Raw genomic sequence first — 12,850 nt, forward strand, 5'->3', positions numbered from 1 at the left:
GTGCAGCCCAATATCCCCGCCTCCGCCGCCCCGCCCACCCTGCAGGTGCGGAACCTGCGGACGCATTTCTTCACGCGCGCCGGCGTGGTGCCGGCGGTGAACGACGTGTCGTTCAACGTCGGGCGCGGGAAGGTGCTCGGGCTTGTGGGCGAATCCGGTTCCGGCAAGACCGTGACCGGCTTCTCCATCATGCGGCTGGTGGACGAACCCGGGCGGATCGTGGGGGGCGAGATGCTCTTCGGCGGGCGCGACCTCGTGCGCGCCTCGGAGGAGGAGATGAGGGCGATCCGGGGGAACCGGATCGCGATGATCTTCCAGGACCCGATGATGACGCTGAACCCGGTCCTCCGCATCGACACGCAGATGATCGAGACGATGCAGGCGCATCGGAAGATCAGCCACGACGACGCGCGGCAGCGGGCGCGGGACACGCTGGGCATGGTGGGCATCCCCTCCCCGGACGAGCGGCTGAAGGCTTATCCGCACCAGTTCTCGGGCGGCATGCGCCAGCGCGTCGCCATCGCGATCGCGCTGCTGCACGAGCCGGAGCTGATCGTGGCGGACGAGCCGACGACGGCGCTGGACGTGACGATCCAGGGGCAGATCCTGGCGGAGGTGCAGAAGTTGGCGGCGAACACCGGGACATCCATCATCTGGATCACGCACGACCTTTCGGTGGTGGCCGGGCTCGCCGACGACATCGCCGTGATGTACGCGGGGAAGATCGCGGAATACGGCGCGGTGGACGACGTGCTGGACCAACCGCTGCATCCCTACACGCACGGGCTGCTGGGCTCCGTGCCCAGCCGCAACAAGCGGGGGCAGCCGCTGCTGCAGATCCCGGGGATGACCCCTTCCCTGCTCAACCTGCCGGTGGGATGCCCCTTCCGCACGCGCTGCCCGCGGGCGGCGGAGGTTTGCGCGCAGGACCCGCCGATGGCCGAGATCCTGCCCGCGCATGAGGCGCGCTGCTTCCGGCCGCATCTCGAGGAAGCGGGAGTGGCCGCATGAGCGCGACGGTTGATGCCCCGAAGGCCTTCGCGCGTGGCGCGGATGCGGAGAAGCTGATCGAGGTGGTGGGGGTATCCCGCCGCTTCGCCAAGCGCCTGGATTTCGCGGGAAAGATCGCGGCCAAGCTGGGCGCGCCCCTGCGCGACGAGGTGGTGCACGCCGTCGACAACGTGGACCTGACCATCCGCAAGGGCGAGGTGGTGGGACTGGTGGGCGAATCCGGCTGCGGCAAGTCCACGCTCGGGCGGATGGTGGCGGGGATCCTGCCGCCCTCGGACGGAACGATCATCTGGAAGGGGCGCGACCGCACGGGGCTGAACGCGAAGGACGCGCGGGCGGCGATGCTGCAGGCGCAGATGATCTTCCAGGACCCGATGTCCTCGCTCAATCCGCGGCTGAAGGTGGCGGAGATCATCGGCGAGGCGCCGCTGTATCATGGGCTGACCACGCGGGCGGGCCTGTCCGCCTATGTGGACGAGCAGATGCGGCGGGCGGGGCTCGATCCCGTGTTCAAGGCCCGCTACCCCCACCAGTTCTCGGGCGGGCAGCGGCAGCGGATCGGGATCGCGCGGGCGCTGGCGGTGCAGCCGGAGTTCCTGGTCTGCGACGAATCGGTCGCGGCGCTGGACGTGTCGATCCAGGCGCAGGTGCTGAACCTGTTCATGCGGCTGCGGCAGGAGCTGAACCTCACCTATCTGTTCATCTCCCACGACCTCGGCGTCGTGGAGCACCTGAGCGACCGGGTGGTGATCATGTATCTCGGGCGCGTGGTGGAGGAGGCGGCGACGGAGACGGTGTTCGCCCGCGCCAACCATCCCTACACGCAGTCGCTGCTGGCGGCGGTGCCGAAGATCGAGGCGCGCAAGAAGGCCTTCGCCACGGTGAAGGGGGAGATCCCCTCCCCGCTCAACCCGCCGGCGGGCTGCCACTTCCATCCGCGCTGCCCGCATGCCTTCGACCGCTGCCGGGTGGAGATCCCCGCGCTGAAGGAGGTGGCGCCCGGGCACCGCAGCCGGTGCCACCTGAACGACCTGCCGGACCATGGCGGGATGCCCGTCTGATGCGCGCGGCGCTGGTGCTGCTCGCGCTGCTGGGCCTCGCGGCCTGCGAGCAGCGGGAGGGGTCGCGCGGGGCCTATGTCGGTGGTAGTGGCGGCTTCAACAGCCTTCGCTGAGGAAACGCCATGAGCCGCTTCGCCTTCGACCACGTGCACCTGCGCAGCCCCGATCCGGACGCGACGGCGGCCTGGTTCGTGGAGCACTTCGACTGCACGCAGAAGGGGCGGAACGAGGGGCCTTCGAGCCTTCGGGTGATGCTCGACCTCGGCGGCGTCGACATCTTCATCGACCGGGTGCCCGCCTCCACGCCGGGCAATCCGCCTGCGCCTTTCCTGGGGATCGAACACCTGGCGGTGGCCGTGAGCGGCATTGACGCGATCATCGAGGAAATGCGGGCCAAGGGCGTGCGCGTGGTGATGGAGCCGAACGATGTGCGGCCGGGCACGCGGATCGCCTTCGTCGAAGGGCCGGAGAACGTGCGGGTGGAGCTGCTCCAGCGGAGCTAGGCGTCGTCCAGCACGAGGAAGAGGTCGGTGTCGCCGGTGTCCTCGCCGGCGGCGGTCAGCAGGGCGTGGGCCTGGCCGCGATGATGGGTCTGGTGGTTGAAGAGGTGCGCCGCCAGCAGGGCGCGGGGGCGCGTGACCTCGCGCCCGGCGGCGCCGCTGTACCAGGTGAGATCGCCGGCCAGCCATTCGGGTGAGAGGCGGCCTGTCCACTCGGTGATGCGGGCGTCCATGGCCACGCGCTTGCTGGCCAGGGCGTCGAAGTCGGGCTCCAGGCCGGTGCTGGCCTGGCCGCCGCCGACCGGGGGCTTCTCGCCGCCGTCGAAGCGCGACATCCACTGCATGTCGCCCCAGAGAAGGTGGTTCAGCGTGCCGTGGAGGCTGCCGAAGAAGGCGCGGCGGTTCTCGCGCCGTGCCGCATCCGGCAGGCGGGCGGCCGCGGCAAAAAGGCGGCGATTCATCTCCGCGTTGTAGGCCGCCATCATCCGGCACCAGCCTGGCGTGATCATCAGGGCCGCTTCCAGAAGAAGACCGTGTCCAGGGGCTTGCGGTCGTGGCCGAGCGCGTAGCCGGGCACGCGGCCGGTCTCCTGCCAGCCGAGGGCGCGGTAGAGGCGCTCGGCGGGGCCACCGGCCTCGGTGTCCAGCACGAGGAGGCTGCGGCCGGTGCCGCGGGCGGTCTGCTCGGCGCGGCGGATGAGGGCGCGGCCGATGCCGCGGCGGCGGAAGGCGGGGTCCACCAGCACCTTCGCGACCTCGGCCCGGTGCGGGGCGTTGGGTTGCTGGGCGAGGACGAGCTGCACGGTGCCGGCGAGCTGGCCGTCGCACCAGGCGCCGAGCAGGACCTTGGCGCCGGTGGCCACGTCCGCCGAGACGCCGCGCCAGAAGGCGCGGGCGACCTCCGGTGAGAGGGGCGGCAGGTAGGAGACGGAGGCGCCGGCCGCGACGCAGGCGACGAGGATCTCGGCCAGGCGGCGCTCGGCGCTGGCCGCGGCGGCGGCGTCCAGCACCTCCACCACCACGCCGGTCGCGGGCTTGGCGTAGCGGAACTCGAGGGAGTTGGAGATGTCGTCGAGGATCCGGATGGAGCCGGCGCGGACGTAGCCGCGCTTCTCGTAGAAGCGGTGCGCGGCCTCGAAGCGGGTGTCGGTCCAGAGGATCATGCGCTTGGCGCCGTGGGCGACGGCATGGGCCTCGGCGCGATCCAGCAGGGCATGGGCGAGGCCGGTGCCGCGGGCGGATTTCGCGACGTACATGCGGCCGATCTCCCAGGCCTCGTCGTCGTCGCGCAGCGGGCGGGTGGCGACCATGCCGACGATGGTTCCGTCCGTCTCGGCGGCCCAGAGGGCGCCCCCCACCTTGTCGAAATGGGTGGCCAGCGCCCGGAGCTCGGGGACCTCGGCGTCCACGTCGAGGACGCAGTTGGGGTATTCGGCCCAGGCGTCGCCGATCAGGCGGATGAAGCCATCCGCGTCGGCATCCTTGCCCCGGCGGATGGCGGGGGTCACGACAGGGCCTGGCAGAAGGACTGGATGCGCGAGCAGGCCTCGCGGAGCGTTTCCGTGTCCGTCGCGTAGGAGAGGCGGATATAGGGGCTCATCGCATAGGCGGTGCCGGAGACGGTGGCGACGTGGTTCTCCTCCAGCAAGGCCATGGCGACGTCCTCGTCGGTTTCCAGGCGGCGGCCGCCGGCGGTGGTGCGGCCGAGGAGGCCGGCGACGCTGGGATAGACGTAGAAGGCGCCCTCCGGGCGGTGGCACTGCAGGCCCGGCGCCTGGTTCAGCATCTCCACCACGAGGTCGCGGCGGGCGCGGTAGAGGGCGCGGCGCTCCTCCACCTGATCCTGCGGGCCGTCGAGGGCGGCGATGGTGGCGGCCTGGGCGACGGTGGCGATGCCATTCGTCGTCTGGCTCTGCATGTTGGTCATGGCCTTGATGAGCGCGCGCGGGCCGCCGCAGAAGCCGACGCGCCAGCCGGTCATGGCATAGGTCTTGGAGGCGCCGCTGACGGTGAGCACGCGGTCGCGCAGGCCGGGCTCGACGGCGGCGATGCTGTGGAAGCCGGTCTCGACGTAGGAGATGTGCTCGTACATCTCGTCCGACATCACCCAGACATGGGGGTGGCGCATCAGCACGGCGGCGAGCGCGGCCACCTCGTCGCGCGTCAGCGCCGCGCCGGAGGGGTTGTTGGGGAAGTTCAGCACGACCCATTTCGTGCGGGGCGTGATGGCGGCGTCGAGGTCCTCGGGGCGCAGCTTGAAGCCATTGTTCTGCGGGCAGGGAACCAGCACGGGCTTGCCGCCGGCGAGCTTGCCGATATCGGCATAGGCGGACCAGAAGGGCGTGGGGATGACGATTTCGTCGCCCGCATCCACGGTGGCGAGGATGCCGTCCAGGATGACCTGCTTGCCGCCGTTGCCGATCATGATCTCGTCGAGCGCGTAGTCGAGGCCGTTCTCGCGACGAAACTTGCGCTGCACGGCTTCCTTCAGCTCGGGCCAGCCGTCATTGGGCGGGTACTTGGTCCTGCCGGCGAGCGCGGCCTCGTGGGCGGCCTCGATGGCGTGGGGTGGGGTGGCGAAGTCGGGCTCGCCGATGGTGAGGCTGATGACCTTGTGGCCGGCCTCGCGCAACTCCCGCGCGCGGATGGACATGCGGGAGGAGCCGGAGAGGGTGATCTCCTGCAGCCTCTGGGCGAGGGCGGGCATGGGATGCGTTCCAGTCTGGGCCCGGCATGGGCCATGCTTTAGGGGGCGGAAACTAGGGCCAGGGGGCCATCGCGCCAACCCCGGCGTCAGGGCGGCAGGCCGCGCTCGCGCAGCATGGCGGCCACATGGTCGGTGAAGGCGCGAACCTTGGGCACCATCAGGCGGTTGGTGGGATAAACCGCGAAGATGCCGCTGGCCGGCGTCTCGCAACCGGGCAGGACGTATCGCAGGGCACCCGAGGCCAGGGCATCGGCCACTGCCCAATCGGGAATCGCGGCGATGCCGATGCCGGCCAGGGCGGCGGCGCGGAGTGATTCGGCGTTGTCGGTCAGCAGCACCGGACGCACCGGCACGGCTTCCGCGCCCAGGCGCCAGGTGTCGCGCCAGGACAGCGGGGCGAAGCCGATGCAGCGATGGCGCGCGACGTCCTGCGGCGCGGCCGGGAAGCCGTGCTGGGCGAGGTAAGCGGGCGAGGCCACGATCACGACCCGTGACGTCGCCAGGCGGCGGACCACGAGCCCGGGCGCCGGGGCCTCGGCCACGCGGATTGCGAGATCGAAACCGTCCTCGACCAGGCGGACGGCGCCGGCGGACTCGACCAGGTCGATTTCAATGGCTGGGTGGCGGGCCAGGAAGGCGGCGAGGCCGGGCATGAGGTGGCGCGCGGTGAAGCATTCCGGCGCCGCGATCCGCAGGCGGCCGGCCGGGGCTTCCCCCAGGGCCTGGGCCTCCAGCCTCGCGGCCTCCTCCTCCCGCAGCAGCAGGAGACAGCGCGCGTAGAAGGCCCGGCCAGCCTCGGTGGGCTGCACCTTGCGCGCGCCGCGGTCCAGCAGGCGGACGCCGAGACGGTCCTCAAGGGCGCGGACCGTCTCGCTGACCGAAGACTTGGCCGTTTGCAGGCGCTCGGCGGCGGCGGTGATGCTGCCGGTCTCCACCACCCGGGCGAAGGCTTCGATTCCAAGGAAGGCCCGCATGGGAGCATTGTTCGCCGGGGCGAACGGGCTGTCCAGAACCGGGTGCTGCCATGCGCGCGCACCGTGCCGCACCCTGCCGGCGCGGGATGGAGCCCGCACCAGGAAAGGGAGATGGCGATGTTGGATGCGGTGGGCCAGCAGCCGAGGCCGGTGGGCCGGCTGGCGGCGGGGGACGGCGAGGCATTGGACGTGTTCGGCGCCGCCATGGTGGTCAAGGCGGAGCCGCGCCTGTCCGGCTTCTTCCTGGGCGAGCACCTCGTGCCACCGGGCTTCGGCGTGCCGCCGCACGTCCATGCGGAAGACGAGGAGGTGTTCTACGTGCTGGAGGGGGAGCTGACAGTGTTCGACGGCACGGCGGAGACGCGGCTTGGTGCCGGAGGGAGTGCCACGCTGCCTGCGGGCTCGCGCCATGGCTTCCGCAACGCCACGGCGGCGGTCGTGCGCTTTCTGGTGATGGCCTGCCCCGGCGTGCAGAGCCTGGAGATGTTCCGCCACTTCGACCGGGCGGCACGGGCGGCGCCCGGCGGCCTGACGCCGCCGGAGATCGTGGCGATCTGCGCGCGCCACGGCGTCAGCATGGGCTGAGCGGAAGCGGGAAAGGCCGCAGCGGCCTTTCCCGGCGCGGCCTCAGTGCAGGCCCTGGCAGAAGCGCTGGATGCGCTCGCAGGCGGCCTTCAGCTGGTCGTCGGCGGCCGCGTAGGAGATGCGCATGTAGCCGGGGAAGAGGAAGGCCGAGCCGTGGACGGTGGCGACGCCCTCCTCCTCCAGCAGGGCGAGGACGAAATCCTCGTCGGTCTTCAGCACCTTCCCGCCCTTGGTGGTCTTGCCGAGGCAGCCGGTGACGGAGGGGAAGACGTAGAAGGCGCCCTCGGGCGTGTTGCAGTGGATGCCCGGCGCCTGGTTCAGCATGGACACCACGAGGTCGCGGCGGCGCTCGAAGGCCTGGCGCATCGTCTCCACCGTGTCCTGCGGGCCGTTCAGCGCCTCGACGCCGGCAGCCTGGGTGATGGAGGAGGTGTTGGAGGTGGACTGGCTCTGCAGCTTGTCCATCGCCTTGGCCAGCGCCGCCGGGGCGCCGGCATAGCCCAGGCGCCAGCCCGTCATGGCATAGGCCTTGGACAGGCCGTTCATCGTGACGGTGCGGTCGCGCAGCTTCGGCTCCACCTCGACAACGGTCGCGAACGTGAAGCCGTTGTAGACGAGCTTCTCGTAGATATCGTCGGTGAAGACCCAGACGTTGGGATGGCGCAGGAGCACGTCGGTGAGGGACTTCAGTTCCTCCGCCGTGTAGGCCGCGCCCGTGGGGTTGCAGGGGTTGTTCAGCATGAACCACTTGGTGCGCGGGGTGATCGCGGCCTCAAGCTGGTCGGCGGTGATCTTGAAGCCCTGGTTCGGCCCGGCCTCGACGATCACGGGCGTGCCGTCGGCGAGTGCCACGATGTCGGGGTAGGAGACCCAGCAGGGGGCGGGGATGATGACCTCGTCGCCCTTGTCGAGCGTCGCGACCATGGCGTTGAAGATGACCTGCTTGCCGCCGGTGGAGACGACGATCTCCTCCACCTTGTAGTCCACGCCGTGGTCGCGCCGGAACTTGTCGGCGGCGGCCTGGCGCATGGCCTTGGTGCCGGAAACGTCGGTGTAGCGGGTCTCGCCGGCCTCGATCGCGCGGATGGCCGCGTCCTTCACGTTGCGCGGGGTCTCGAAATCGGGCTCGCCGGCCGAGAGGCTGATGATGTCCCGCCCCGCCGCCTTCATCTCCCGCGCCTTGGTGGAGATGGCGATGGTCTGGGAGGGGGAGATCTTGTTCAGGCGCTCGGCGGTGAGGGTCATCTGTCTCGGACTTCGAGTTGAAAACGCGGCGGACCCTAATGCGCCCGCGCGCCCGGCGGAACCGCCGATCGGCGCATTCCTGTTCCGATTTTCAGTCGCGCGGCCGCAACAACCAGCCGATGGCGGCGAGCGCCACCCCCGCGGCGGCGAGAAGGAGGGTGGCGAGCGCGTTCACCTCCGGCGTCATGCCCAGGCGGAGCATGGAGAAGAGGGCCACCGGCAGGGTGGTGCCGGCGGGGCCGGAGACGAAGGAGGCGAGCACCACGTCGTCCAGCGAGAGGGTGAAGGCGAGGAGCCAGCCGGCGGCCAGGGCCGGGACCATCAAGGGCAGGGTGATGGTGGCGAAGGCGGTGGCCGGGCCGGCGCCGAGGTCGCGCGCGGCTTCCTCCAGGTCGCGCTCGCCCGAGGCGAGGCGGGACTGGACGACGACGGCGACATAGGCGGTGCCGAGCGTGGCATGGGCGAGGAGGACGGTGAGGGCGCCGCGGCCCTCCGGCCAGCCCGTGGCGCCTTCCAGCGCGACGAAGAAGAGGAGGAGGGAGAGGCCGGTGACGACCTCGGGCAGGACCAGGGGGGCGCCGGCCAGGGCACCGAAGGCCGCGCGGCCGGCGAAGGGGCCGTGGCGGGCGAGGACCCAGCCGGTGGCGCCGCCGAGGAGGACGGCGAGGGTGGCGGCGCCGGCGGCGACGCGGAGTGAGAGCCAGGCGGCCTCCAGCAGGCGGTCGTTGGCCGCCAGCGCCGCGAACCAGCGCGTGGAGAAGCCACCCCAGCGGAAGGGGACGGGATCGGCGGAGAAGGCGTAGGCGACGAGCAGCGCCACGGGCAGCCAGAGGAAGGCGATGCCGGCCCACATGGCCGCGCGCAGCCAGCGGGGGATCATGCGGAGCGGCCCAGGCGCTGGAAGAGGATGATGGGGCCGATCAGCAGGGCGAGAAGCGCGAGCGCGAGCGCGGAGGCGACGGGCCAGTCGCGGTTCTGGAAGAATTCCTGGAACAGCACGCGGCCGACGAGCGTGGCGTCGGCGGGGCCGAGGAGCTCGGGGATGACGTATTCGCCGGCCGCCGGGATGAAGACGAGGAGGAAGGCGGCGGCCAGGGCGGGGAGGAGTTGCGGCAGGGTGATGGAAAGGAAGGCGTGGCCCGGGGTGGAGCCGAGATCCGCGGCGGCCTGTTCCAGCACCGGGTCCAGCCGCGTGGCGGCGGCGAAGATCGGAAGGACGGCGAAGGGCAGGTAGGCGTGGACCATGCCGAGCAGCATGGCGCCGTCCGAGTAGAGCAGCGGCAGGGGCTGCTCGATCCAGCCGAGGGCGCGCAGGGTCGAGTTGATCCAGCCCTCGTCCCGCAGCAGGCCGATCCAGGCGCCGATGCGGATGAGGAAGCCGGTCCAGAAGGGCAGCAGCACGGCGCCGAGCAGCGCGTTGCGGGCGCGGCCGGCGCGGGCGATGGCGATGCCCATGGGGGTGGCGAGCAGCAGGCAGAGGCCGGCGGTGAGGGCGGCGACAACCAGGGACTGGGCGAGGGCGTCGCGGTAGTGCGGGTCCTCGGCCAGCAGGCGGAGGTTCTCGGGGTTGGCCCCCTCCCCGGCCCAGGGCGGGCTGTAGGGGGGCACGCCCTCGGCCTGCCACGACAAGGCCATGACGGCCACCAGCACCAGGGGGCCGGCCACCAGGAGCATGAGCCAGGCGGCGGGGACGAGGCGGAGAAGGGCCTTCATTCGGCGAGCGGGATCACGGCTTCGGCGTCCCAGGCCAGGCGGACCGCTGTGCCGCGCGCGGGGGGGGCGCCGTCCTCCTCGGCGTGGGAGACGCGGATCAGGGCGCCGCCGGAGAGGCGGACGAGGATGAGGCTGCTTTCGCCACGGAAGGCGGCCTCCTCGATGGTGCCGACGGCGGTGTTGTCGCCGGTGGCGGGGGCGATGCGGATGCGCTCGGGGCGGAGTGCCACGGCGGCGAGGCCCTCCGGGATGGGGGTGGCCGCGCGGAGGGTGCAGCCCGCCTCCGGGCAGTCGAGCGCGCCACCGGCGGTGCGGGTGCCCGACAGGATGTTGGCGGCGCCGAGGAAGCCGGCCACGAAGCGGGTGGCGGGGCGCTCATAGACCTCGCGCGGGGGGGCGACCTGCACGATCCGGCCGCGGTCCATCACGGCCACGCGGTCGGCGAGCGCCAGGGCCTCGGCCTGGTCGTGGGTGACCATGACGAAGGCGGCGCCGCTTTCGCGCTGGATGGCGCGAAGCTCGAAGCCCGTGCGCTCCCGGAGGTTGGCATCGAGGGCACCGAGGGGTTCGTCGAGCAGCAGGAGGCGGGGGCGCTTCACCAGGGCGCGGGCGAGGGCGACGCGCTGGCGCTGGCCGCCGGACAGGGCATCGGGGCGGCGGGATTCCATGCCGTCGAGGCGCAGCATGGCGATCGCCTGGGCGACGCGGTCCGCGATCTCGGCGCGGGGGCGGCCCTCGCGCTTCAGGCCGTAGGCGATGTTCGCGGCGACGCTCATGTGCGGAAAGAGCGCGTAGGACTGGAACATCATGTTCACGGGGCGGCGGTGCGGGGGCACGCCGGCGAGGTCGGCGCCGTCCAGCGCGACCGTGCCGGAATCGGGCTGCTCGAAGCCGGCCACCACGCGCAGCAGGGTGGACTTGCCGGAACCGGAGCCGCCCAGCAGGGCCAGGAACTCGCCGGGGGCGACGTCCAGCGAGACGCCGTCGAGCGCGGCCACGCCGCCGAAGCGGCGGGTGACGGCGCGGAGGGAAAGGCGTGGGGTCAACGGCCGGCCTTGAAGCGGGACCAGGAGCGGGCACGGGCGCGCTCCGCCGCCGGGCCCGGCGCGGCGACGGTGAAGGCGCGGGCGACGGCCTCGGGCGAGGGATAAACGTTGGGGTCGGCCACGACCTCCGGCCTCAGGTGCTGGCGGGAGGCGGGGACGGCGTTGGGGTAGCGCACCTGGTTGGTGACGCCCGCGATCACCTCGGGGCGCAGCATGTAGTCGATGAAGCGTTGCGCGGCCTCGGGGTTCGGGGCGTCGGCGGGGATGGCCAGCATGTCGAACCAGACCTGCGCGCCCTGACGCGGCTGGGCGTAGGTGAGGCCGGAGTCGCGCCCGGCGGTCTCGGCGCGGGTGCGGGCCTGCACGACGTCGCCGGAATAGGTGAGCACGGCGCAGTATTCGCCCTGCGCCAGCGCATCGGTGATGGCCGAGGAGGGGATGATGGCGCGCACATGCGGGCGGATGGCCAGCAGCGCCGCCTCGGCCGCGCGCTGGTCGGCGGCGTCGGCGCTGTTGGGGTCCTTGCCCAGCCAGCGGAGGACGCTGGGGATGATGTCGATGCCGCTGTCCATGATGGCGATGCCGCAGCGGGCGATGCGGCTGGCGTTCTCTGGCCTGAGGATCAGGTCGAGGCTGTCGAGCGGGGCGTCGGGGGCCAGGGCGCGGATGCGGTCGGGGCGCAGGCCCATGCCGATGGTGCCCCAGAGATAGATGGCGCCGAAGCGGTTGCCGGGGTCGCTGGACGCCACCTGCGCCAGCAGCGCGGGGTCCTGGCCCGACCAGTTGGGGATGGCGGCACGGTCCAGCGGGCGCAGCGCGCCGGCGCGGGCCAGGCGGGCGAAGCTGGGCTCGCTGGTGGGCACGATGACGTCGTATCCGGATCGCCCCGCGGAAAGCTTGCCCTCCAGCGTTTCCAGGCTGTCGAACACGTCGTAGCGCACGCGGATGCCGGTTTCGCGCTGGAAGCCCTCGATCGCCTGGGGATCGATGTAGTCGGTCCAGTTGTAGACGTTCAGCACCGGCTGCTGCGCGGGCGCGGGCACGGGCGCGGCGAGTGCGAGGAGCAGGAAAAGGGCGCGCAGAAGGGTCATGCCGTCTCGCAGGAGGGGGCCGTTGTCCCGCAGGTTATGGGCATGCGGGCCGGACGCAAGCCCGGGGCATTTTGCGCGCAAAAGGAATTATTTCTTGACACGAGGTTGAACGTCCTGTAATCCCCCATCCGCCAACGGGACATCTGCGCCCGGCCTCTCACCCCCATCCCTCCTCCGCCCCCGCCCGGCCCTGCCGGCGCGGGGTTTTTCGTGTCCGCCCCGCAGGAGCCATGCCCGCATGTCCCTTATCGCCAGCAACCTGATTCCGCTGATCGCGGCCGACGGCTTCACGCTCTGGCTCTACAAGACCCCGGACAGCCGGGCCACCGTGCTGTCGCCGGGCTATTTCGGCACGGCGGGCGGGCTGCTGCCCGGGCACATGGTGGTGGTGCAGGCGGGCGACGCCACCGCCATCCTGCCGGTGCGCGGCAATGGCGAGGTGGGCAACGGCATCGTCGTGGATGCTTCCTCCGCGCCGCTCCGCCTCACCGGCGCGGGCTCGCTCAACCTCGGGGCGGACCTTGCCGCCAGCGCGGTGGCACGCGGCGTGACGCTGGGCGCCATGCCCAGCGGCATCACCACGGGGCAGAGCTTCACGGTCCAGGCCAGCGCCTCCGGCGCCACCGCCACGCTGCGCTTCAGCGTGCTGGATGCGGCCGGCAATCCCATCCTCGGCCCGTCCAGCGTGCCCGTCGCGGCCGGCGCCGCCAGCGCGACCTTTGCCGCGCCCGCGCCCGGCAACGGCTACCGGGTGAAGGTGGAGGACGCGTCGGACTCGCTGGTGGCGCAGATCTCCCCCTCCTTCGTCGTGCTGTCGGCCTTCGCCCTTCTCATCGAGAGCGGGGTGGGCCTGCTGCTCGAAACCGGCAGCCGGGTCGTCCTGTAGCGCGCCGCTTCCTTTCCCGACGCCCCCGCCGC

The 12,850-nt window shown here is 71.8% G+C and carries 14 protein-coding genes; 5 read left to right on the forward strand and 9 right to left on the reverse strand.

The window, feature by feature from the left end; all coding sequences use genetic code 11:
* The 3 genes from ACFFIC_RS05785 (at position 1) to ACFFIC_RS05795 (ending at position 2,575) form a co-directional block, all read left to right on the forward strand.
* Positions 1–1,011, forward strand: coding sequence for an ABC transporter ATP-binding protein (locus ACFFIC_RS05785; protein ID WP_377049184.1), 1,011 nt, complete (start codon positions 1–3; stop codon positions 1,009–1,011).
* Positions 1,008–2,072: an ABC transporter ATP-binding protein gene (locus ACFFIC_RS05790; RefSeq protein ID WP_377049185.1), complete on the forward strand. Its 1,065-nt coding sequence runs from the start codon at positions 1,008–1,010 to the stop codon at positions 2,070–2,072. The genes ACFFIC_RS05785 and ACFFIC_RS05790 overlap by 4 nt, the downstream gene beginning before the upstream one ends.
* 122 nt (positions 2,073–2,194) lie before the next feature.
* Positions 2,195–2,575: a VOC family protein gene (locus ACFFIC_RS05795; RefSeq protein ID WP_377049186.1), complete on the forward strand. Its 381-nt coding sequence runs from the start codon at positions 2,195–2,197 to the stop codon at positions 2,573–2,575.
* On the opposite strand, the gene ACFFIC_RS05800 is transcribed toward ACFFIC_RS05795, so the two are convergent.
* The 4 genes from ACFFIC_RS05800 to ACFFIC_RS05815 form a co-directional block, all read right to left on the reverse strand.
* The gene (locus ACFFIC_RS05800) at positions 2,572–3,081 is read right to left on the reverse strand and encodes a DinB family protein (protein ID WP_377049187.1); all 510 of its coding nucleotides are present in this window, start codon (positions 3,079–3,081) and stop codon (positions 2,572–2,574) included. The two genes, ACFFIC_RS05795 and ACFFIC_RS05800, sit on opposite strands and share 4 nt — an antisense overlap.
* On the reverse strand, positions 3,081–4,079 hold the full coding sequence (locus tag ACFFIC_RS05805) for a GNAT family N-acetyltransferase (RefSeq protein ID WP_377049188.1): 999 nt from the start codon (positions 4,077–4,079) through the stop codon (positions 3,081–3,083). The genes ACFFIC_RS05800 and ACFFIC_RS05805 overlap by 1 nt, the downstream gene beginning before the upstream one ends.
* Entirely contained in the window at positions 4,076–5,278 is a 1,203-nt protein-coding gene (locus ACFFIC_RS05810) for a pyridoxal phosphate-dependent aminotransferase (RefSeq protein ID WP_377049189.1), read from the reverse strand. Before ACFFIC_RS05810 ends, ACFFIC_RS05805 begins: the two co-directional genes overlap by 4 nt.
* Positions 5,279–5,364: 86 nt before the next feature.
* Complete coding sequence (locus ACFFIC_RS05815; protein ID WP_377049190.1) at positions 5,365–6,252, reverse strand: LysR family transcriptional regulator; 888 nt, start codon at positions 6,250–6,252, stop codon at positions 5,365–5,367.
* Between the two features lie 111 nt (positions 6,253–6,363).
* On the opposite strand from ACFFIC_RS05815, the gene ACFFIC_RS05820 reads away from it, so the two are divergent.
* The gene (locus tag ACFFIC_RS05820) at positions 6,364–6,837 is read left to right on the forward strand and encodes a cupin domain-containing protein (protein WP_377049191.1); all 474 of its coding nucleotides are present in this window, start codon (positions 6,364–6,366) and stop codon (positions 6,835–6,837) included.
* A gap of 42 nt (positions 6,838–6,879) precedes the next feature.
* On the opposite strand, the gene ACFFIC_RS05825 is transcribed toward ACFFIC_RS05820, so the two are convergent.
* The 5 genes from ACFFIC_RS05825 to ACFFIC_RS05845 all read right to left on the reverse strand — a co-directional run bounded on the left by ACFFIC_RS05825 (position 6,880) and on the right by ACFFIC_RS05845 (position 11,932).
* Complete coding sequence (locus tag ACFFIC_RS05825; protein ID WP_377049192.1) at positions 6,880–8,082, reverse strand: pyridoxal phosphate-dependent aminotransferase; 1,203 nt, start codon at positions 8,080–8,082, stop codon at positions 6,880–6,882.
* A gap of 91 nt (positions 8,083–8,173) precedes the next feature.
* Positions 8,174–8,962, reverse strand: coding sequence for an ABC transporter permease (locus tag ACFFIC_RS05830; protein ID WP_377049193.1), 789 nt, complete (start codon positions 8,960–8,962; stop codon positions 8,174–8,176).
* Complete coding sequence (locus tag ACFFIC_RS05835; protein WP_377049194.1) at positions 8,959–9,795, reverse strand: ABC transporter permease; 837 nt, start codon at positions 9,793–9,795, stop codon at positions 8,959–8,961. The genes ACFFIC_RS05830 and ACFFIC_RS05835 overlap by 4 nt, the downstream gene beginning before the upstream one ends.
* Positions 9,792–10,841, reverse strand: a complete 1,050-nt coding sequence (locus ACFFIC_RS05840) for an ABC transporter ATP-binding protein (protein WP_377049195.1) — start codon at positions 10,839–10,841, stop codon at positions 9,792–9,794. The genes ACFFIC_RS05835 and ACFFIC_RS05840 overlap by 4 nt, the downstream gene beginning before the upstream one ends.
* A complete protein-coding gene (locus tag ACFFIC_RS05845; protein WP_377049196.1) occupies positions 10,838–11,932 on the reverse strand; it encodes an extracellular solute-binding protein in 1,095 nt (364 codons plus the stop codon). The genes ACFFIC_RS05840 and ACFFIC_RS05845 overlap by 4 nt, the downstream gene beginning before the upstream one ends.
* 238 nt (positions 11,933–12,170) lie before the next feature.
* Here ACFFIC_RS05845 and ACFFIC_RS05850 point away from each other — a divergent pair, with 238 nt between their 5' ends.
* On the forward strand, positions 12,171–12,818 hold the full coding sequence (locus ACFFIC_RS05850) for a hypothetical protein (protein ID WP_377049197.1): 648 nt from the start codon (positions 12,171–12,173) through the stop codon (positions 12,816–12,818).
* Positions 12,819–12,850 lie beyond the last annotated feature (32 nt).

Origin of the sequence: Muricoccus vinaceus (assembly GCF_042433125.1) — a bacterium.
In the GTDB taxonomy this organism is placed as follows: Bacteria; Pseudomonadota; Alphaproteobacteria; order Acetobacterales; family Acetobacteraceae; genus Roseomonas; species Roseomonas vinacea.

What these genes read in the sequence shown, in the direction of transcription:
- ACFFIC_RS05830 (WP_377049193.1), bottom strand. Translation starts at nt 8,962, where the DNA reads ATGATCCCCCGCTGGCTGCGCGCGGCCATGTGGGCCGGCATCGCCTTC.
- ACFFIC_RS05810 (WP_377049189.1), bottom strand. Translation starts at nt 5,278, where the DNA reads ATGCCCGCCCTCGCCCAGAGGCTGCAGGAGATCACCCTCTCCGGCTCC.
- ACFFIC_RS05845 (WP_377049196.1), bottom strand. Translation starts at nt 11,932, where the DNA reads ATGACCCTTCTGCGCGCCCTTTTCCTGCTCCTCGCACTCGCCGCGCCC.
- ACFFIC_RS05800 (WP_377049187.1), bottom strand. Translation starts at nt 3,081, where the DNA reads ATGATCACGCCAGGCTGGTGCCGGATGATGGCGGCCTACAACGCGGAG.
- ACFFIC_RS05815 (WP_377049190.1), bottom strand. Translation starts at nt 6,252, where the DNA reads ATGCGGGCCTTCCTTGGAATCGAAGCCTTCGCCCGGGTGGTGGAGACC.
- ACFFIC_RS05820 (WP_377049191.1), top strand. Translation starts at nt 6,364, where the DNA reads ATGGCGATGTTGGATGCGGTGGGCCAGCAGCCGAGGCCGGTGGGCCGG.
- ACFFIC_RS05790 (WP_377049185.1), top strand. Translation starts at nt 1,008, where the DNA reads ATGAGCGCGACGGTTGATGCCCCGAAGGCCTTCGCGCGTGGCGCGGAT.
- ACFFIC_RS05850 (WP_377049197.1), top strand. Translation starts at nt 12,171, where the DNA reads ATGTCCCTTATCGCCAGCAACCTGATTCCGCTGATCGCGGCCGACGGC.
- ACFFIC_RS05835 (WP_377049194.1), bottom strand. Translation starts at nt 9,795, where the DNA reads ATGAAGGCCCTTCTCCGCCTCGTCCCCGCCGCCTGGCTCATGCTCCTG.
- ACFFIC_RS05825 (WP_377049192.1), bottom strand. Translation starts at nt 8,082, where the DNA reads ATGACCCTCACCGCCGAGCGCCTGAACAAGATCTCCCCCTCCCAGACC.
- ACFFIC_RS05795 (WP_377049186.1), top strand. Translation starts at nt 2,195, where the DNA reads ATGAGCCGCTTCGCCTTCGACCACGTGCACCTGCGCAGCCCCGATCCG.